The organism is Brevundimonas sp. BH3, assembly GCF_045345115.1.
Taxonomy (GTDB): Bacteria; Pseudomonadota; Alphaproteobacteria; order Caulobacterales; family Caulobacteraceae; genus Brevundimonas.
Genome location: NZ_CP150796.1, coordinates 1,358,667 through 1,377,166, shown reverse-complemented (window position 1 = coordinate 1,377,166; position 18,500 = coordinate 1,358,667). Strand labels below are relative to the sequence as shown.

General features: G+C 60.4%; 13 protein-coding genes. 8 read left to right on the top strand and 5 right to left on the bottom strand.

Features of this window, described 5'->3' with window-relative positions; genetic code table 11:
- Positions 1–4: 4 nt before the first annotated feature.
- Positions 5–1,537 (top strand): histidine ammonia-lyase, encoded by a 1,533-nt coding sequence (hutH, locus tag WEU32_RS06550; protein WP_406853295.1) that lies wholly within the window; start codon positions 5–7, stop codon positions 1,535–1,537.
- 253 nt (positions 1,538–1,790) lie between these two features.
- The gene (locus tag WEU32_RS06545; RefSeq protein ID WP_406853294.1) at positions 1,791–3,047 is read left to right on the top strand and encodes a dicarboxylate/amino acid:cation symporter; all 1,257 of its coding nucleotides are present in this window, start codon (positions 1,791–1,793) and stop codon (positions 3,045–3,047) included.
- Positions 3,048–3,159: 112 nt separating this feature from the next.
- Here the strand turns inward: WEU32_RS06545 and WEU32_RS06540 are convergent, their stop codons facing one another.
- Positions 3,160–4,518, bottom strand: coding sequence for a serine hydrolase domain-containing protein (locus tag WEU32_RS06540; RefSeq protein ID WP_406853293.1), 1,359 nt, complete (start codon positions 4,516–4,518; stop codon positions 3,160–3,162).
- Positions 4,519–4,598: 80 nt separating this feature from the next.
- Complete coding sequence (locus tag WEU32_RS06535; RefSeq protein WP_312137504.1) at positions 4,599–5,024, bottom strand: Rrf2 family transcriptional regulator; 426 nt, start codon at positions 5,022–5,024, stop codon at positions 4,599–4,601.
- A 110-nt stretch (positions 5,025–5,134) separates the two neighbouring features.
- On the opposite strand from WEU32_RS06535, the gene WEU32_RS06530 reads away from it, so the two are divergent.
- From WEU32_RS06530 to WEU32_RS06505, 6 genes are all read left to right on the top strand, one after another.
- Positions 5,135–5,467, top strand: a complete 333-nt coding sequence (locus WEU32_RS06530; protein WP_312813446.1) for a DUF1971 domain-containing protein — start codon at positions 5,135–5,137, stop codon at positions 5,465–5,467.
- 50 nt (positions 5,468–5,517) lie between these two features.
- Positions 5,518–6,726 carry an NO-inducible flavohemoprotein gene (hmpA, locus tag WEU32_RS06525; RefSeq protein ID WP_406853292.1) on the top strand — a complete coding sequence of 403 codons (1,209 nt, stop codon included), beginning with the start codon at positions 5,518–5,520 and terminating at the stop codon, positions 6,724–6,726.
- Between the two features lie 556 nt (positions 6,727–7,282).
- Complete coding sequence (locus tag WEU32_RS06520; RefSeq protein WP_406853291.1) at positions 7,283–8,536, top strand: TolC family protein; 1,254 nt, start codon at positions 7,283–7,285, stop codon at positions 8,534–8,536.
- The gene (locus WEU32_RS06515; RefSeq protein ID WP_406853290.1) at positions 8,536–9,699 is read left to right on the top strand and encodes an efflux RND transporter periplasmic adaptor subunit; all 1,164 of its coding nucleotides are present in this window, start codon (positions 8,536–8,538) and stop codon (positions 9,697–9,699) included. The genes WEU32_RS06520 and WEU32_RS06515 overlap by 1 nt, the downstream gene beginning before the upstream one ends.
- A gap of 12 nt (positions 9,700–9,711) precedes the next feature.
- A complete protein-coding gene (locus WEU32_RS06510; protein WP_406853289.1) occupies positions 9,712–12,933 on the top strand; it encodes an efflux RND transporter permease subunit in 3,222 nt (1,073 codons plus the stop codon).
- A gap of 40 nt (positions 12,934–12,973) precedes the next feature.
- On the top strand, positions 12,974–14,986 hold the full coding sequence (locus tag WEU32_RS06505) for a heavy metal translocating P-type ATPase (RefSeq protein WP_406853288.1): 2,013 nt from the start codon (positions 12,974–12,976) through the stop codon (positions 14,984–14,986).
- A 353-nt stretch (positions 14,987–15,339) separates the two neighbouring features.
- Here WEU32_RS06505 and WEU32_RS06500 read toward each other — a convergent pair whose 3' ends face one another.
- The 3 genes from WEU32_RS06500 to tpiA all read right to left on the bottom strand — a co-directional run bounded on the left by WEU32_RS06500 (position 15,340) and on the right by tpiA (position 18,385).
- Positions 15,340–16,992 (bottom strand): CTP synthase, encoded by a 1,653-nt coding sequence (locus tag WEU32_RS06500; protein ID WP_406853287.1) that lies wholly within the window; start codon positions 16,990–16,992, stop codon positions 15,340–15,342.
- A 140-nt stretch (positions 16,993–17,132) separates the two neighbouring features.
- On the bottom strand, positions 17,133–17,549 hold the full coding sequence (gene secG / locus WEU32_RS06495; protein WP_406853286.1) for a preprotein translocase subunit SecG: 417 nt from the start codon (positions 17,547–17,549) through the stop codon (positions 17,133–17,135).
- A gap of 86 nt (positions 17,550–17,635) precedes the next feature.
- A complete protein-coding gene (gene tpiA, locus WEU32_RS06490; protein ID WP_406853285.1) occupies positions 17,636–18,385 on the bottom strand; it encodes a triose-phosphate isomerase in 750 nt (249 codons plus the stop codon).
- Positions 18,386–18,500: the final 115 nt, after the last annotated feature.

Below are 18,500 nucleotides of genomic sequence, written 5' to 3'. Positions count from 1 at the left end.
GCTTATGATCACCACTATCCAAATCGGTGCCGCACCGCTCACCCTCGCCCAGCTTCGTTCCGCCCTGATCGGCCCCGTTACGGTCAGCCTGACCGATGGCGCTTGGGCCAATGTCGAAAAAGGGGCGGCGACTGTTGCCGCCATTCTGACCGAGGGCCGCACGGTTTACGGCATCAATACCGGCTTCGGCTTGCTGGCTAACACGAGCATTGCGCCGGAAGACATTGAAACCCTGCAAAAAAATCTTGTTCTCAGCCATGCCTGCGGCGTCGGTGAACCTCTGAACGAGAACGTCACCCGCCTGCTGATGGTGCTGAAGATTGCCAGCCTGTCGAAGGGCGCATCGGGCGTGCGCCGCAGCACGCTGGAAACCCTCATCGGCATGGTCAATGCCGACCTGCTGCCGCTGATCCCGTCCAAGGGTTCGGTCGGGGCGTCCGGCGATCTGGCCCCTCTGGCCCATATGTCCAGCGTCATACTGGGTGTCAGCGAAGCCCGCTATCAGGGCCAGACCATGGAGGCCTCCACCGCCCTCGCCAAGGCAGGCTTGGCCCCTGTTGTTCTTGGGCCGAAAGAGGGGCTGGCCCTGCTGAACGGCACCCAATGTTCGACAGCACTGGCTCTGGCCGGTTTGTTTGCCACCGAGAACGTGTTCGCCGCGGCCATCGCCGCCGGTGCACTGTCGGTCGATGCACTCAAAGGTTCGGACGCACCGTTCGATCCCCGCATCCACGTCCTGCGCGGCCAGCCCGGCCAGATCGATGTGGCAGCCCGCCTGCGTGAACTGCTGAGCAACAGTGCCATCCGCGACAGCCACCGCCACGACTGCACCAAGGTACAAGACCCGTACTCGCTGCGCTGCCAACCGCAGGTCATGGGCGCAACGCTGGATATCCTGCGTAACGCCGCCGCCATGCTGGAGCGCGAAGCCAATGCCGTCACCGACAACCCGCTGGTCTTCTTTGAGGACGGCGATGTCATTTCAGGCGGTAATTTCCACGCCGAACCTGTGGCTTATGCTGCCGACCAGATCGCCATGGTCCTGTGCGAGATCGGCAATATTTCCGAGCGCCGCACCTCTATTCTTGTCGATCCCAAGATGACCGACCTGCCCGCCTTCCTCGTCAAGGACAGCGGCGTGAACTCGGGCTTTATGATTGCACAGGTGACGGCGGCGGCTCTCGTGGCAGAAAATCGCATGGTCGCGCATCCGTGCGTCATCGACACCGTACCGACCAGCGCCAATCAGGAAGACCACGTCTCGATGGCCACGCACGGGGCACGCCGCCTGCTCGACATGGCCGAGAACACCGCCACGGTCGTCGGTATTGAGTTATTGTCCGCCGCCCAAGGCATCGAATTCCGCCGCCCGCTGACCTCGTCGCCCGAACTGGAGCAAGTCTATGCCATCGTTCGCGAAGCCGCCCCGGCTTATGATCAGGACCGTTATTTCGCTCCCGACATAGCCCGCGTCACCCAAGGCGTGCGCGAAAGCCGGTATCGCGAATTTGCGGCCAGCTTACTACCTTCATCCTAGGTCGCGGCACCACTTTGCAAGAGTCGCCAATAGCCAGACCTGGTTACAAATGTAACGACAAAAGCGTTTTACCATTGAACATTTACCGCAGTGCAGCATAAATAATGTTATTTAAAATCAGCTAGATATACTGATGTAAAAAACGTGATGTTCATCGGGCGGCGAATAGTTTATTCGCCGCCCTTTCCTTTTCCACTCGCCCTGCCTCGCTGGAGGGGCTGGCATTGGCACAGCGAAACTGGATGTAGCTTATATGAAACGTATGTTTGCGGTCTTCATCATCGGGGCAATGGTCCTTGGTGTATTGACCGGGTGGGGTCTCAACCACTTTACGACAGCGGATCAGGCAGCGGCCGCCGCGTCGAACCTGAACCTTGTCACCGAAATCTTCCTGCGCCTGATCAAGATGATCATCGCACCTCTGGTCTTCACCACCCTGGTGGCAGGCATTGCCCACATGGAAGACGCCGCCTCGGTGGGGCGGATCGGCGTTAAAACCATGACTTGGTTCATCGGGGCCTCTGTGGTTTCGCTGCTGCTGGGTCTGGTCATGGTGCAGATCCTGCAACCGGGTGCCGGTATGCACCTGCCAGAAGCAGTCGCTGCCACGGCTCCGGCCGCTTCGACCGATGCCTTCTCGTTGCATGGCTTCATCACCCATCTGGTGCCGACCTCCATCTTCGACGCCATGGCGCGAAACGAAATCCTTCAGATCGTTGTCTTCTCGGTCTTTGTTGGTACCGCTGTCGCCGCACTGGATGACAAGGCTCCGGCTGTTCTGCATCTGGTCGAGCAAGCCGCTTCGATCATGCTGAAGGTAACCGAGTTCGTTATGAAGCTGGCCCCGCTGGCCATCTTTGCGGCACTGGCCTCGACCATTGCCACGCAGGGTCTGGCCATGCTGGGCACCTATGCCAAGTTTGTGCTGGGCTTCTATGCCTCGATGGGTACGCTGTGGTTGCTGTTGTTCCTGGCCGGTGCATTGGTTCTGGGCAAGCGCGTGATTCCGCTGTTCCGCGAAATCCGCACCCCTGCCCTGCTGGCCTTCTCGACCGCCAGTTCGGAAGCCGCTTATCCGCGCATTCTGGACGCTCTTCCCAAGGTTGGCGTGAAGCGCCGTATCGTCAGCTTCGTGCTGCCGCTGGGCTACTCGTTCAACCTTGATGGCTCGATGCTGTATTGCACCTTCGCCACCATGTTCATCATGCAGGCCCACGGTGTGGAACTCAGCATCCAGCAGCAGATCTTTATGCTGTTGTTGCTGATGGTCACCTCCAAGGGCATTGCCGGTGTGCCGCGTGCATCACTGGTCGTCATCATGGCCACCCTGACCTATTTCGGCCTGCCGGAAGCCTGGATCGCCATTGTTCTGGGTGTTGACCACCTGCTGGACATGGGCCGCTCGGCCACCAATGTCGTCGGCAACTCTGTGGCCGCTGCCGTTGTCGCCAAATGGGAAGGCGAATTGGGTGACGAGGAAACACCCGAGACGCAAACCGCCACGGCCTGACATCTATAAAAAGGCGCGCGATGAACATCGCGCCCTTCTCAGGAAAAACGGCGAATGGGCCAAAGCCATTCGCCGTTTTTTTACCTGTAATGGCCAACGCGTTTTTCGCGTCTTAGCCCCCCGATCCCGTAGCCATCAAATACTCTGCCATCGCATGATAGGCGGGCAAGGATGTCGGGTCGATGAGCGCATTTCCCGCTCGATAGTTGGACGCAAACCGCACGATCACCATCTCTGCCTTGGGATCGACATAGCAGGCCTGCCCGAACACACCGCGCGCCATATAGGCCCCGTGGTCATTATGCGATACCCACCACTGATTGTGATAGCTCCAGCCAGGTAAGGTTTCATAACCGGCATGGGCAAAGGCAGCCTGACTGCCACCCCCGGCAATGTCACGCACCACGGCCGCTGGCACGATCTGACGACCGTTAAACTGGCCGTCATTGCGCATCATCTCGCAAAAGCGACCGAGATCGCGCAGTTGCAGATTCAACCCGCCCGCTGCGACACCCATACCGGCCGGATCGATCTGAAAATACGCGTCGCGCTCCATTCCCATGGGCTTCCAGAAGCGCTCGCTCAAAACCTGCATCAGCGACTGCCCGCTGATCCGCGACACGATCCAGCCCAGTACCTCGGTATTCACGGATTTGTACGCAAAAGCCTGCCCGTGCTCGCCTGCCTTTTTCACCGTCTTCAGATAGTCAAAAGTGGTTTGGGGACCATTATATCCGGCTGGACGCGGCATCATCCCGCCCGCCCGCGCAAAAGCGAAGGCATCGGAATTAAAGTCTGTATAGACCTCACTATAGGCTAGGCCTGTGGTCATATCCATGACCTGCCCCACCGTGGCATCCCCAAAAGCGCTGTCCGCCAGTTCGGGAATATAGCGCGTCACCAGAGCATCGCGGTCCAGTCGCCCCTCGGCAACAAGCATGGCCGCAACCGTACCAACAAACGACTTGGTCACCGAATGGGCAATATGCTGTCCATCCTCTTTCAGAGCGCCAAAATAGCGCTCATAAACGATATTACCCCGATGCATCACAAGGATGCCGTCCGTGTAGTTCTCGCTCAGAGACTGAAGCCATGTCATCGGCTGGCTCCCCCCCACAGGGGTAAATACCACCTGATCCAGATCAGAGCGCTCGCGGCGTGGCAGGACACTATGCGACGACCGATCGCGCGACACTTCCGCGCTGGGCAGCATTTCGCGCCAATGAGAGAAGCTCCAGCGTGTTTTCGGGAACGTCATGTGGCCCAGATCATCGGTACGCACCACAAGATCCGCAGGCGGCGGACTACCGATCATCCAGCCCATCCTGACCGGATCGGAGGCCTCTGCATCCGGATAGATCACTTCGGGGGCTTGAGTGGAGCTCTGGGGAGGTGTTCGCGGAGGGGTCTGGGCATTGGTCCCTACCGGCACACATACCGCCGCCAGAACCCCGATAATCAAATACTTCATACAACGCCCCCTCAGCCGCGAGCGGCTTTCCCTGTTATTTGAAACAAAGTTGCCGCCGCAAACTGTGAAAAGCTAGGACATCAACGGCCTATACGTTCGAATATATCGGTCATATCCACGCGCCGCCCCATAAGGTTCTCCAGCGTGTACCCGTCCAGCACCTTCATAAACGCTGCCAGCGCCTGATTCAGTGCTCCCGTCAGGCCACAGGCCGGTGCGATAACGCAGTTGGCACAATCGACAAGATCAAACCCGTCCTCAGTATGGCGGACCACCGCCCCCACATTGATTTCCGCAGGCGGTTTGGCCAACCTGACGCCGCCAGAACGACCCCGCACACTCTCGACATAGCCCGCGCCCACCAGATCACTCACCACTTTCATCAGGTGGTTTTGCGAGATGTCATAGGCTTGTGCGATCTCTGAGATCGAGCACAGCCGGTCCTGTCGCGCCCCCAGATAAAGCAACACGCGCATGGCATAATCAGTGTAGCGCGTCAGGCGCATTTCGTTCTCCGAGCGGCTTTCGATACTCACGCATTAATATACATATTTAATTTGCATGTTTTAGACGCCCGTTATAGATGCATTTGTAATGCATCAATGGAGCGAAGCCGATGAATGGCCCGTCGCAGAGTCCAGTCCAACCGCAGTCACACGCATCGCAAACCCATGCCGTGCCGCCTGCGCCCTATCGCTCCACGCCCGTATTTGACGAAACTACTCTGCCCGATGCCCTGCGCAGCCAACACAGTTTGAGAACAGGCACGTGGGGCAAGATATGCATGATCGAGGGACAGCTGAAGCTGACCTATTGCGATACGCAGGACACGGTCATTCTGTCCTCATCGGTTTGCGGGCTGATCCAGCCCCAACAGCTTCATTTTGTCGAGCCTCTTGGGCCCATCAAAATGCGGATCGACTTCTACGACTGCCCGCCTGACGGCTAGGCACACTGCCCCTCCCCTTTTCTAAAACGCTTCATCTATGGAGACCTCTGATGGCCCAAGCCCTCAGTGAGCGCACCATTGCGCTCGTCAAAGCCACTGTTCCTGCTCTGGAAGCCCATGGTCTGGATATCGTCCGCGAGATGTATTCGCGCATGTTCCAGAATGCGGAAATCCGCGACCTGTTCAACCAGTCGCACCATGGCGATGCAGGTTCGCAGCCGCGCGCCCTGACTGGTGCCATTCTGGCCTACGCCAACAACATTGATAATCTGGGTGCTCTGGCCGCTGCCGTCGAGCGCATCGCCCAGAAGCATGTCGGCCTGCAAATCCTGCCTGACCACTATCCCCATGTCGGCAATGCCCTGCTGGGCGCTATCGGCCATGTTCTCGGCGATGCCGCAACCGAAGAGATCATGAATGCGTGGGGCGAAGCCTATTGGTTCCTCGCCAACATCCTGATCACCCGTGAAGCGGCCATTTATGACGATCTGGCCGCTGCCAAGGGCGGCTGGAATGGCTGGCGCGCTTTCGAAATTGTCGAGGTCCGCCCCGAGAGCTCGGTCATCACCTCCTTCGTTCTAAAGCCCAAGGATGGCGGTCCGATCCTGCGTCATCGTCCGGGCCAGTATCTGACCTTCTGGTTCGACATTCCGGGCCATGCGCCAGTCAAACGCAACTATTCGATCTCGTGCGCGCCCAATGACGAGACCTACCGGATTTCGGTCAAACGCGAAGAACATGGTCTGGCTTCCGGCTGGCTGCACGATCATGCCCGCGTCGGTACGATCCTGAAGATCGGTGCCCCCGCCGGTGACTTCTTCCTGCCTGAAACGCCACAGCGTCCTGTCGTCCTGCTATCGGGTGGTGTCGGCCTGACCCCGATGGTGTCCATGCTCGAAACCCTTGTGGCTTCACACCCGCAAGCGACAGTCCACTATGTGCACGGTGCCCGCGACGCCAGCGCTCACGCCATGGGTCAACATATTCGCAATCTGGTCGCTGCCCACCCACAAGCGCGCAGCACAGTCTTCTATGAAGTCCCGTCTAACGATGCCGAAAATGCCGGTTGTGACCATCATGGCATGATTTCAGGTGGCTGGCTGGCGACACAGACGCCGGTTGCAGAGGCCGACTATTATCTGTGCGGGCCGCGTCCCTTCCTGCGTACTCTGGTGGCAGATTTGAAATCAGTGGGCGTATCAACAGACCGCATCCACTACGAGTTCTTTGGACCCGCAGACGAAGTTCTCGCAGCTTAATCTTTAAAACAAGATCAAGCCTTTGGCGGGGTCACTATTATGTGGCTCCGCCTTTAAATATTAAGACCCAAGCCATGTAACGAAATAAAATAACACATAACTTCAATCACCAAACGAACCTTATAACACGTTGCAACGGCAATTTCGGATGATTAGTTTGCACGGCAATGGAATGGTCTAGACTAACATTGGCAAAATTTTTCATTGCGTTGACGTTCGTCTTCGCTGCCTTTGTTTTCGTGCCCGTTTCGGATGCTGCCACCTGTGCGCCCGAACCCGTTGTCGCCCATCAGACGCTGGATCACGACCATGCGAAAGATGATATGAGCAGCGATCAGGGCGTATGCGCCCACGGCCATTGTCACCATACTGCCAGTGCGCGACAAACTGTGTCCGAGTTTACACCCGCGAGTTTTGCCCGCTCCGGCCATGATCCCTCAGTTGATGACAGCATGGTCTCGTTCGTTACTGACGGACTGATGCGCCCGCCCCGAAACTGAACCGAAGCTTCGCGCCCTTTCGCGCATCTTCTGTTCATTGTTTCCGGAATTTTCATATGTCTCCGACCTTACGTCGCTGGCCGCATCTCGCGATCGGCTGCGCGCTTTCTGTGCTGACCGGCATGACGGCTGGTTCGGCATGGGCCGATCCCGCCCCGTCCTATGCCGATCTGCTGGCAAGACTGGATCAGACTCCCGCTGTCACCGAAGCCCATGCCCTGTCTGATGCCGCCGAGGCCCGCGTTCGCCAAGCCCGCACGCGACCAAACCCTGCCCTGTCCATTGATCTGGAAAACGTCGCCGGTTCCGGTCCCTATTCGGGTTTTGATTCAGGCGATCTCAGCCTTTCCCTAAGCCAAAATCTGGAACTATGGGGACGCCGTTCCGCACGCATCGGCGTCGCCCGCGCCGATGCCGAAACGGCCGCCCTGCGCCGTGACCTCAGCACCATCGACACCGCCGGACGGCTGGCGTTGATCTATGCCGAAGCCGAAGCGGCCCAGCGCCGCGCCGCCTTGGCCGAGGACGCCCTGACGCTGGCCCTTGCCGATGCCCGCGCGGCGCTGGCCATGGTCGAGGAAGGGCGCGAACCGCTGCTGCGCGGCATTCAGGCCGAAAGCGAGGCCGCCGCCGCCCGCGCCAGCCTCGACGAGGCCAAGGCCGAGCGCGATGCCGCCTTTGCCCGCCTGAACGCCGTCGCCATGTTGTCCGCCCCCGCAACCTCTATCGGGTCGGGCCTGCTGGATATCCCGACGGCCCCCGCTGCTCTTTCGGATCAGGACACGATTGCCATACGGGTCGCCAAGGCCGAGGCCACTGCTTCGGAGCGCCGCATCACCGCCGAGCAGATCAACAGCCGCCCTGATGTCACCGCCAGCGTCGGCGTGACCCGTTATGGTCAGGAAGACCAGACCGCCCTGACCTTCGGCTTGAGTCTGCCCCTGCCCCTGTTTGACAGGAACCGTGGCAATATCGACGCCGCCCGCGCAGAACACCGCGCCGCCGAAGCTCGCGTGCTTCAGGCCCGTCAGGACGCCGGTGCCGACCGCGCCGCCGCCATGGCCCGTCTGTCCTCATCCGGCAGCCGTGTCTCAGCCGCCGATGCCGGCGTCGCCGCCGCCGAGGAAGCCTATCGCCTTTCGCGCATCGGTGCCGAGGCCGGACGCATATCGCAACTGGAACTGCGGACCGGTCGAGCCGCCCTGATCAATGCCCGCTCTGCCGCCGTCGATGCCCGTCTGGCCCGCGTACGCGCCGAGATCGATCTGGCGCGCCTGGAAGGCCGCGCCCCCTTTGAAGGAAACCGCTGATGCAAACCCTGACTTCAAACAAGAAGCTGCTTATCGCGGGTGTTGCCGCTGTGGTGCTGCTGGGCGGCGGGGCGATGGCCCTCAAGCTTTCCTCGTCGAACGACGCCCCTGCTGCTGCGCCCGAAGCCACCGAACAGGCTGATACGCCCGAAGGCGTCGTTAAGCTGACCAATGAGCAGATCAAGGCCGCTGGCATCTCGGTCGTTGGCGTATCACGTAGCGGAGGTGGCGAAACCCGCCTGTCCGGTCGCGTCGAGGCCATGGTGGATGCCCGAGCTGCGGTCGGGGCCACGGTGGGCGGCACGGTCGAACGTGTCCTCATTGCCCCTGGCCAATCGGTTCGCGCCGGTCAGGCCCTGATCAGTCTCCTCAGCGGTGACGGTGCCGCCCTCAGGGCCGAGGCCGACGCGGCCGCCGCCTCTGCCACCGCCGCCCGTCAGGCGCACCAGCGCAACCAGAACCTTGCCCAGCAAGGCGTTGTCGCCCGACAGGAGGTCGAGGCCTCGCACGCCCAGCTTGCCAGTGCCGAGGCCATGGCCCGCGCCGCCCGCGCTCGCGCTGCTGCCGCCGGATCGCCCAATGCCTCGGGCCGGATGAGTGTAGTCAGCCCGATTTCAGGCGTCGTCACCAATGTTCAGGTCGGCCCCGGCGGCTTTGTCGCACAGGGCGCTGTGGTTGCTGAAGTGACCAATCCGGCGCGGGTCGAACTGGTGTTTAACGCACCGCCCCACATGGCTGCCAATGTCCTCATCGGCTCCAGCCTGCGTGTCACCGGCCAGCAGGGCGAGTTCGAGGCCGTGGTCACGGGCGTCGCCGCCGATGCTGGCCCGCAAGACAGCGGCGCGACCCTGATCCGCGCCCGTCCGCAAGGGGGCGACCTGCCCCCTGCCGGTTCTTCCGTCAGCGGCATCATCGTTACCGAGGGTCAAACCGGCGGTGTCATCACTGTTCCGACCGAGGCCGTGCAAACGGTGAATGGTGCCAGCGTGGTCTTTGTCAGCACCCCGCAGGGCTTCAAGGCCGTGCCCGTACTGGCTGGACGTCAGGCCGGTGGCGAAACCGAGATCCTGCGCGGACTGGATGGTGCCGAACGCATCGCCTCCACCAATGCCTTCCTGCTCAAGGCCGAACTGGCCAAGGGCGAAGCCTCGCATGCGCACTAGGGGGCGGATGTCATGTTCAAATACATAATCGAGGCGTCCGTTCGCTTTCGCTGGTTTGTCGTTCTGGCGACGGCGCTGATCTCTGTTTGGGGTCTGTTCCAGCTCACCAAACTGCCGATCGACGCGGTGCCGGATATCACCAACCGGCAAGTTCAGATCAATACCGTCGCTCCCGCTCTGGCCCCGGAGCAGATGGAGCGTCAGGTCACCTATCCGCTGGAAACGGCCATGGCCGGTATTCCGGGGCTGGAGAGCACCCGCTCGCTGACCCGCAACGGATTCAGTCAGGTCACGGTGATCTTCACAGACCGCACCGACATCTATTTCGCCCGCCAGCAGGTGGCCGAACGGATGGCACAGGCGCGTGAAAACCTGCCGGAAAACATCGAACCCAGCCTGTCGCCAATCACGACGGGTCTGGGCGAAGTCCTGATGTGGACGGTCGATTTCAAACCGTTCAATGCCAAGACCGCACAGACGGGTCGCGCAGGATGGCAGCCGGATGGCAGCTATCTGACACCCGAGGGCGAGCGACTGGATACGCCCCAAGCCCGCGCCACCTATTTGCGGACGGTTCAGGACTGGATCATCGCGCCGCGTATGCGCAATGCACGCGGCCTTGCGGGCGTCGATGTGAACGGCGGCTATGTCAAAGAATACGCCGTGCGGCCCGATCCGGCCCGCTTGGCCAGCTATGGTCTGGGCCTTGGCGATCTGGTTCAGGCACTGGAGCGCGCCAATACACAGGCCGGTGCCGGTTATGTGCAACGGGCGGGCGAAGCCCTGACGGTTCGTACCGACGCACTGGCTTCCAGCGTCGATGATCTGGCACAGGCCCCCGTGGTCAACCGCAACGGTCTGGTGGTGCGCGTTGCCGACGTGGCGATGGTCGAGATCGGTCAGGCCCCCCGCCTCGGCGGTGCCAGCCGCGATGGCCACGAGGCCGTTATCGGCACCGCCCTGATGCTGGCCGGAGAAAACAGCCGCACCGTGGCCCAAGCTGCCGCCAAACAGCTTGAAGACATCGCTGTCAGCCTTCCGGCCGATGTCGTGGCCGAGCCGGTCCTGAACCGTAGCGCACTGGTCAACTCGACCATTAAGACCGTGGCCAAGAACCTGACCGAAGGAGCGCTGCTGGTCATCGTCGTGCTGTTCCTGCTGCTCGGAAACATCCGTGCGGCAACCATCACGGCGCTGATGATCCCGATCAGCTTCTTGTTCGCCGTCATCGGCATGAACCGGTTTGGCATCAGCGGAAATCTGATGAGCCTCGGTGCGCTCGATTTCGGCCTTCTGGTCGACGGGGCCGTGGTGGTGGTCGAAAACACCCTGCTGCAACTTGGCCAGAAACGTGCCGATCTGGGACGTATGCTGACACGTCGGGAGCGTCTGGGCGTCGCCACGGATGCCGCGCGCCAAATGGTGCGTCCTGCTGCCTTTGGCCAGCTCATCATCCTTCTGGTCTTTACCCCGCTACTGATGCTGGAAGGCGTCGAGGGCAAAACCTTTATTCCCATGGGGGCCACGGTCATGCTGGCTCTGGTGGGGGCCTTCATCTTCTCCTTCACCTTCGTCCCCGCCATGACGGCGCTGATGGTGCGTGAACCCAAGACCATCCATCTGGACGAAAAGGGTCAGGCACAGGAGCATGAGACATTCCTCCTGCGTCACGCCCGCCGCTGGATAGAACCGGCCATCCGCACGGCCATGGCGCGTCCCAAGGCTGTTTTGATGGCCGCCATAGGCACGCTGGTCGTCGGCGCGCTGACCTTTGCGATGCTGGGGCGCGAGTTCATTCCCACCCTCGATGAAGGCGATGTGGCCATGCAGGCCCTGCGCGTCCCTTCGGCTTCGTTGGAACAGTCGCTCGAAATGCAGATGGCACTGGAACGGGTCATCAAGGATCAACCCGAAGTCAAGACCGTCTTCTCGCGGACCGGCACGGCAGAGGCCGCCGTCGACCCCATGCCGCCCAATATTTCGGACGCCGTGATCATCCTGAAACCGCGCAAGGAATGGCCCAATCCACGACTGGCCAAGGAAGACCTGATCGAACGCTTTGAAACCGTCGCCGCGACCCAGTTGGGCAATAGTTTCGAGTTCAGCCAGCCCATTGAACTGCGCTTTAACGAGCTGATTTCGGGCGTCCGTACCGATCTGGCAGTCATGGTCTATGGCGACGACTTCGCCCAGCTACAGGCGACAGCGGATCAGGTCGCCAATGCCCTGCGCGACACCCCCGGTTCTGCCGATGTGCGTGTTGAACAGGCGTCGGGCCTGCCGACCCTGACCATCAGCGTGGACCGCTTTGCCGCCGCCAATTACGGCCTGTCGGCTGCGGATGTATCCGAAGCGGTTTCAACCGCCATCGGCGGCACGCCTGCTGGACAAATCTTTGAAGGGGACCGCCGTTTCGACGTGGTGGTGCGACTGCCGGATGAGGAACGCAACAACCCCGCCGCTCTGGACGCCCTGCCGGTAACCACACCTTCCGGTATCACTATCCCTCTGTCCTCCGTCGCCCGTATTCAGGTCACCGAAGGCCAGAACCAGATCAGCCGCAATAATGGCAGCCGTCGCATGGTGGTTCAGGCCAATGTGCGCGGTCGCGATCTGGGCGGCTTCGTCTCCGACGCCCAAGCCAAGGTGGACGAACAGCTCCAGCTTCCAGCGGGCTATTCCCTGACGTGGGGCGGCCAGTTCGAGAACCTGAAACGGGCCGAGCAGCGTCTGGGTCTGGTGGTGCCTGTGGTCTTTATCCTGATCGGTATTCTGCTGTTCATGGCGCTGGGTTCATTTGCCGAGGCGGGTCTGGTCTTTGCCTGTGTGCCACTGGCACTGGTTGGCGGGGCGTTGGCGCTGTTGCTCAGAGGGATGCCGTTCTCGGTATCCGCTGCGGTCGGTTTCATCGCTGTGTCGGGTGTGGCCACTCTGAACGGTCTGGTTCTGATGCAGGCCATCCGCGAGCGGTTGCAAGACGGCCAAAGCCCACATGATGCCGCCCTGTCCGGTGCCTTCAGCCGCCTTCGTGCCGTCCTGACCACCGCCCTTGTCGCCATTGTCGGCTTTATTCCAATGGCTCTGGCTCAAGGAGCCGGTGCCGAGGTGCAAAAGCCGCTGGCGACTGTGGTCATTGGTGGACTTCTAACCGCGACAGTGCTGACCTTGCTTGTCCTGCCGACCTTTGCGGCCAAAACTGTGAAGTATCGCCGGACCGGGGGGATCGAAGACTGATGCGCCAATCAAACAAACACACTGTAAGAGGTCCGTGGCTATGAGCGCCGACCACAATCATGACCACGCGCATGAAAACACCGACAATCATGCAGGCCACGACCACGCCCATGGCGGCATTTTAGGTCCCAATACCGAGCTGATCTTTGCGCTCGGTTCCGGTGTCGCCCTGATCGCAGGTTTTGCGCTCGAGAAGCTGGTACCTGGTCTTGCCAGCTGGATACCGCTGGCGTTTTTCCTGTGTGCGTATGGTCTGGGCGGGTTTTTCACCGTCGGTGAAGCCGTCGAGAACCTGAAAAAGCGCCGCTTCGAAATCGACACCCTGATGCTGGTTGCGGCGGCGGGTGCCGCAGCACTGGGTCACTGGGCCGAAGGGGCCCTCCTCCTGTTCCTGTTCAGTCTTGGTCATGCCCTTGAGCATTACGCCATGGGCCGCGCCAAACGCGCCATCGAGGCTCTTGGTGAACTGGCCCCGCGAACAGCCCGTGTGCGTCGGGGGCAGGACATTATCGAAACCCCTGTCGAACAGCTCGAAATCGGTGATGTGGTTATTGTGCGTCCCAATGAACGCCTTCCTGCCGACGGTTTCATTATTGCGGGGACGACCAGCATCAATCAGGCCCCAGTCACTGGCGAGAGCATGCCGGTGGACAAGCATCCCGTTGCCGATCCTACCGAGGCTCGCTCAAGACACGCCTCGGTGACTTCTGCCTCGGTCGTCTTTGCCGGTACGATCAACGGGTCCGGTGCCATCGAAATCGAAACCACACGCAAGTCCAGCGACACCACTCTGGCCAAGGTCGTGCGTATGGTCAGTGAGGCCGAGACGCAAAAGTCACCGACCCAGCGCTTCACAGACAAGTTCGAGCGCATATTCGTGCCGCTTGTGCTGGCCCTGACCTTTGTCCTGCTTTTCGCTTGGGTGGTTGTGGACGAGCCATTCCGTGACAGCTTCTATCGCGCCATGGCCGTACTGGTCGCTGCCAGCCCCTGTGCCCTCGCCATCGCTACACCCAGTGCAGTCCTGTCGGGTGTCGCCCGTGCCGCCCGTGCAGGCGTCCTCATCAAGGGCGGTGCCCCGCTGGAAAGTCTCGGCGCGATTAACGCCATCGCGTTCGATAAAACCGGCACCCTGACCGAGGGCCAACCACGTATTACGGATGTCGTGCCATTTACAGGTATCGACACGAACGAACTATTGCGTGTCGCCGTCGCTGTAGAACGTCTCAGCGACCATCCTCTTGCCGAAGCGATTGCCCGGGATGGCACCGAACAACTGGGTGGTGTCACTGTTGATACCGCGTCCAGCCTGCACAGCCTGACCGGAAAAGGTGTAACCGCTCAACTGGATGGCCAGACTGTCTATATCGGCAAACCCGAAATGTTCGGCGCGGACGGTGTTAGCCCCCTTGATGCGCCCGCCCTTCAAGCGATCGAACAGTTACGCCAATTGGGCCGTACCTTAATGGTCGTGCGACACGGTGATCGTGATCTTGGCGTCATCGGTCTTCTGGATACACCCAGACCTGCCGCCCGAGAGGCTCTGGACAAACTTCGTTCCATGGGGGTGCAGCGGATGATTATGATCTCCGGCGACCACCAGAAGGCCGCAGAAGCCATTGCGGCTCAGGTCGGCTTGACCGAAGCCTGGGGCAATCTAATGCCCGACCACAAGGTCGAGGCGATCAAGCGCCTAAGGGCCGATGGCAATGTTGCGATGGTGGGCGATGGCGTCAACGATGCCCCCGCCATGGCCACCGCAACCGTAGGTGTCGCCATGGGCGCAGCAGGTTCCGATGTTGCGCTTGAAACAGCAGATGTCGCTCTCATGGCGGACGACCTGTCCAAACTGTCCTTCACCGTCGGTCTAAGCCGCAGAACACGCAGCATCATCCTCCAGAACCTGTTTGTCAGTCTTGGCGTAGTCGCCTTCCTTGTACCGGCGACAATTCTCGGTCTGGGGATTGGCCCCGCCATTGCGCTTCACGAAGGCTCTACGCTGCTGGTCGTATTTAACGCGCTGCGCCTGCTCGCCTATCGCGACAGGAACTGAGACTTATCGATGTTACAAAATAGTTGGGTCACCCACTCCCCCAAGCGGGTGACCCAACATCTGGAATAGGTCTGCCGGGTGTCTTGCAACAGCGACCGGTTCCCCCCTCCAGCTGCTTAAACGCTAGGCGCTAAGCAGTTTGGCAAGAGCCTTCAGTACAAGACTGCAGCTCAATATAATTGCCCCTAAAGACGCGAGCAAAATAACAGCGCGTGCATTGCGGTGCAGAAAACTTATGAAGGTGCCAACCATGGCCCTAAGCTCCAGCGTGCGAATATGAAACACAACTGCGAGAGCCTAGCAAGCCGTATACCGCTATTTTTCGAACGGAATAACGGCTTGCAGGGGATAGATTACACCAGACGACTCTGAACCATGGCCGCCTTCACGAAGCTGGCAAACAGAGGGTGTGGTTTAAACGGACGGCTCTTATATTCCGGGTGATATTGAACGCCGATGAACCACGGATGATCCTTGCGCTCTACCGTTTCCGGCAGCACGCCATCGGGTGACAGACCGGCAAAATACAGGCCGCCCTTTTCCTCGATAGCCTGACGGTAGTTGATATTCACCTCATAGCGGTGACGGTGGCGCTCGCTGATCGTGGTTGATCCGTAGATGTCCGCAATCAGCGAACCTTCTGCAAACGTAGAATCATACGCCCCCAGACGCATGGTGCCGCCCAGATCGCCGCCATGCTCGCGCTGGACCCGCTCATTGCCCTGCGACCACTGGGTCATCAGGCCAACCACAGGCTCTTCGGCGGGACCGAACTCGGTCGAGGTCGCGTTCGGGAAACCGGCCAGATGGCGGGCAGCCTCGATCACAGCCATCTGCATACCGAAGCAGATACCGAAGTAAGGGATCTTGTTCTCACGGGCGAAACGGGCCGCTTGAATCTTGCCCTCTGCCCCGCGCTCACCAAAGCCGCCCGGTACCAAAATGGCATTGGCGTTTTTCAGACGATCTGCACAGGCCACCGGATCACCTTCGAAGGTATCCGATTCCACCCAGTCGAGATTCACCTTCACACGGTTGGCCACGCCACCGTGCATCAGCGCCTCTATCAGCGACTTATAGGCATCCTTCAGGACGGTATATTTGCCGACGATGGCGATGGTGACTTCGCCTTCGGGGTTGAGACGACGGCGAACAATCTCGTTCCAGCCCGACAGGTCCGGTTCCGGAGCGTCATTAATCCCGAAATGGGCCAGAACCTGCGTGTCCAGACCTTCGGCGTGATAGTCCTGCGGAACCGCATAGATATCGGCCGAGTCCATGGCCTGAATGACGCTATCGGGGCGCACATTACAGAACTGGGCGATCTTGCGCTTTTCGTCGGCCGGAATCGGCTCTTCGCAACGGCACAGCAGGATGTCCGGCTGGATACCGATGGAGCGCAACTCCTTGACCGAGTGCTGGGTCGGCTTGGTCTTCATCTCGCCGGCCGTCTTGATGAACGGCAGCAAGGTCAGGTGGACAAAGCACGACTGGCCACGCGGCAGGTCCTGCCCCAGTTGGCGGATCGCCTCGAAGAACGGCAGGCCCTCGATATCGCCGACCGTGCCGCCGATTTCGACCAGCACAAAGTCCACGTCCTCGCCATCATCGGTCTTGGCCGGATTTAGGCAGAATTGTTTGATCTGGTCCGTGACGTGCGGAATCACCTGCACGGTCGCGCCCAGATAGTCGCCACGACGCTCTTTTTCGATGATCGTCGAATAGATGCGACCCGTGGTGATGTTGTCGGACTTGGCCGCCGACACACCGGTGAAACGCTCGTAGTGTCCGAGGTCCAGATCCGTCTCGGCACCGTCGTCGGTCACGAACACCTCACCATGCTGGTAAGGCGACATCGTACCGGGGTCGACGTTCAGATAGGGGTCTAGCTTACGCAGACGAACCTTGTAACCGCGCGCTTGAAGAAGCGCGCCAAGAGCGGCGGAAGCGAGGCCTTTACCAAGGGAGGAAACCACGCCGCCAGTGATGAACACATATCTAGGCATGGGCGGAAACCCTAACCCATTTCGTCGCCGCCGTCAGCCGAAAAAGCGGCCTGTTCACGCTTCTTCACAACAAAAAAGAAGCGCGCCGTTTCCGACGCGCTTCATAAATCTTAGTTTTTCCAGTTTGTTACTGGATAGCCTTACTGGGCAGGAGCAGCCGGAGCCGGTTGCGCCGCAGCCGGAAGGCTGGCTTCCAGCTCGTCCAGCGACATAGCCGAAGGTGCCGCCGGAGCCGTCGCTGCGGCCGGTTGTTCGGCCTGCGGTTGAGTCGGAGCGCCGATAGCGATCGAACCCACAGCATCGGCATCGATTACTGAACCCGAACCGCGCTCAATATTGCCGGCGATGGTCAGCGCGATGGCGCAGACAAAGAAGGCTGCACCCAGAATAGCGGTCACGCGGGTCAGCAGGTTTCCTGCGCCGCGAGCGGTCATAAAGCCGTTATTGCCGCCGCCTCCCATACCAAGAGCACCGCCCTCGGAGCGTTGAAGCAGGATCACGCCGGTCAGTGCGACCGAGATGATGAACATTACGACGAGCAGAATGGTTTGAAGCATGGCGTCATTCATGTGGGCGCGAAGTTGCGCCGATCAAGAGGCGGCGTCTAACATGATAATGGCGGGGATCAAACCCCGCCATAAACTTAGACAGCGCGGATAATACCGAGGAAGTCCTCTGCCTTGAGCGAGGCACCGCCCACAAGGGCGCCCCCCACTTCCGGCACAGCCAGAATTTCCTTGGCGTTCGACGGCTTAACAGAGCCGCCATAAAGGATCACAGGTTTTGCACCGCCTGCGCCCAGACGGGCAATCATGGCCGCACGCACAGCGGCGTGAACCTCTTCGATCTGTTCCAGCGTCGGGGTCAGGCCTGTGCCGATGGCCCAAACCGGCTCATAGGCCACCGCAAACGGCTTGTCCGCCAGCGAAACTGGCAACGAGCCCATCACCTGCTCGCTCACGACCGAAACCGCTTCACCAGCTTCACGCTGTGCAAGGGTTTCACCCACGCAGATGATCGGTTCCAGACCAGCGGCCAGAGCGGCCTCGGCCTTGGCGGCAACATCGGCATCCGTCTCGCCGAAACCGGCACGCCGCTCGGAGTGGCCAAGGATCACCAGATTGGCACCGGCATCGGCCACCATTTCGGCAGAAATCGAACCGGTATAGGCACCGCTGGCGGCACCGTGACAGTCTTGACCACCGATTTCGATGGCCGATCCACCCAGGGTCTGGGCCATACGGTCGATCAGGGTTGCAGGCGGACAAAGCGCCACACGGCAGTTGGCGGCCTCGGCATCCAAAGCGACGCGCAGGGCGGCAGCCTCTTCAAGGCTCTCCCCCACACCGTTCATCTTCCAGTTGCCAGCGATCAGCTTCAGAGATTCGGTCATGGGTCCATATTAGGCCAGACCTCGCCCCCGAGCCAAGATGCCCAAACCGGCGTGCGACACCGCAGTCCCTGCTATCAGGCCATTTTCATAGTATTTCAGGCAGGAATTGTGCGCG

Bases quoted from the DNA above. Each gene is read 5' to 3' on its own strand.
- hutH (WP_406853295.1), top strand. From the start codon at position 5: ATGATCACCACTATCCAAATCGGTGCCGCACCGCTCACCCTCGCCCAG.
- WEU32_RS06545 (WP_406853294.1), top strand. From the start codon at position 1,791: ATGAAACGTATGTTTGCGGTCTTCATCATCGGGGCAATGGTCCTTGGT.
- WEU32_RS06540 (WP_406853293.1), bottom strand. From the start codon at position 4,518: ATGAAGTATTTGATTATCGGGGTTCTGGCGGCGGTATGTGTGCCGGTA.
- WEU32_RS06535 (WP_312137504.1), bottom strand. From the start codon at position 5,024: ATGCGCCTGACGCGCTACACTGATTATGCCATGCGCGTGTTGCTTTAT.
- WEU32_RS06530 (WP_312813446.1), top strand. From the start codon at position 5,135: ATGAATGGCCCGTCGCAGAGTCCAGTCCAACCGCAGTCACACGCATCG.
- hmpA (WP_406853292.1), top strand. From the start codon at position 5,518: ATGGCCCAAGCCCTCAGTGAGCGCACCATTGCGCTCGTCAAAGCCACT.
- WEU32_RS06520 (WP_406853291.1), top strand. From the start codon at position 7,283: ATGTCTCCGACCTTACGTCGCTGGCCGCATCTCGCGATCGGCTGCGCG.
- WEU32_RS06515 (WP_406853290.1), top strand. From the start codon at position 8,536: ATGCAAACCCTGACTTCAAACAAGAAGCTGCTTATCGCGGGTGTTGCC.
- WEU32_RS06510 (WP_406853289.1), top strand. From the start codon at position 9,712: ATGTTCAAATACATAATCGAGGCGTCCGTTCGCTTTCGCTGGTTTGTC.
- WEU32_RS06505 (WP_406853288.1), top strand. From the start codon at position 12,974: ATGAGCGCCGACCACAATCATGACCACGCGCATGAAAACACCGACAAT.
- WEU32_RS06500 (WP_406853287.1), bottom strand. From the start codon at position 16,992: ATGCCTAGATATGTGTTCATCACTGGCGGCGTGGTTTCCTCCCTTGGT.
- secG (WP_406853286.1), bottom strand. From the start codon at position 17,549: ATGCTTCAAACCATTCTGCTCGTCGTAATGTTCATCATCTCGGTCGCA.
- tpiA (WP_406853285.1), bottom strand. From the start codon at position 18,385: ATGACCGAATCTCTGAAGCTGATCGCTGGCAACTGGAAGATGAACGGT.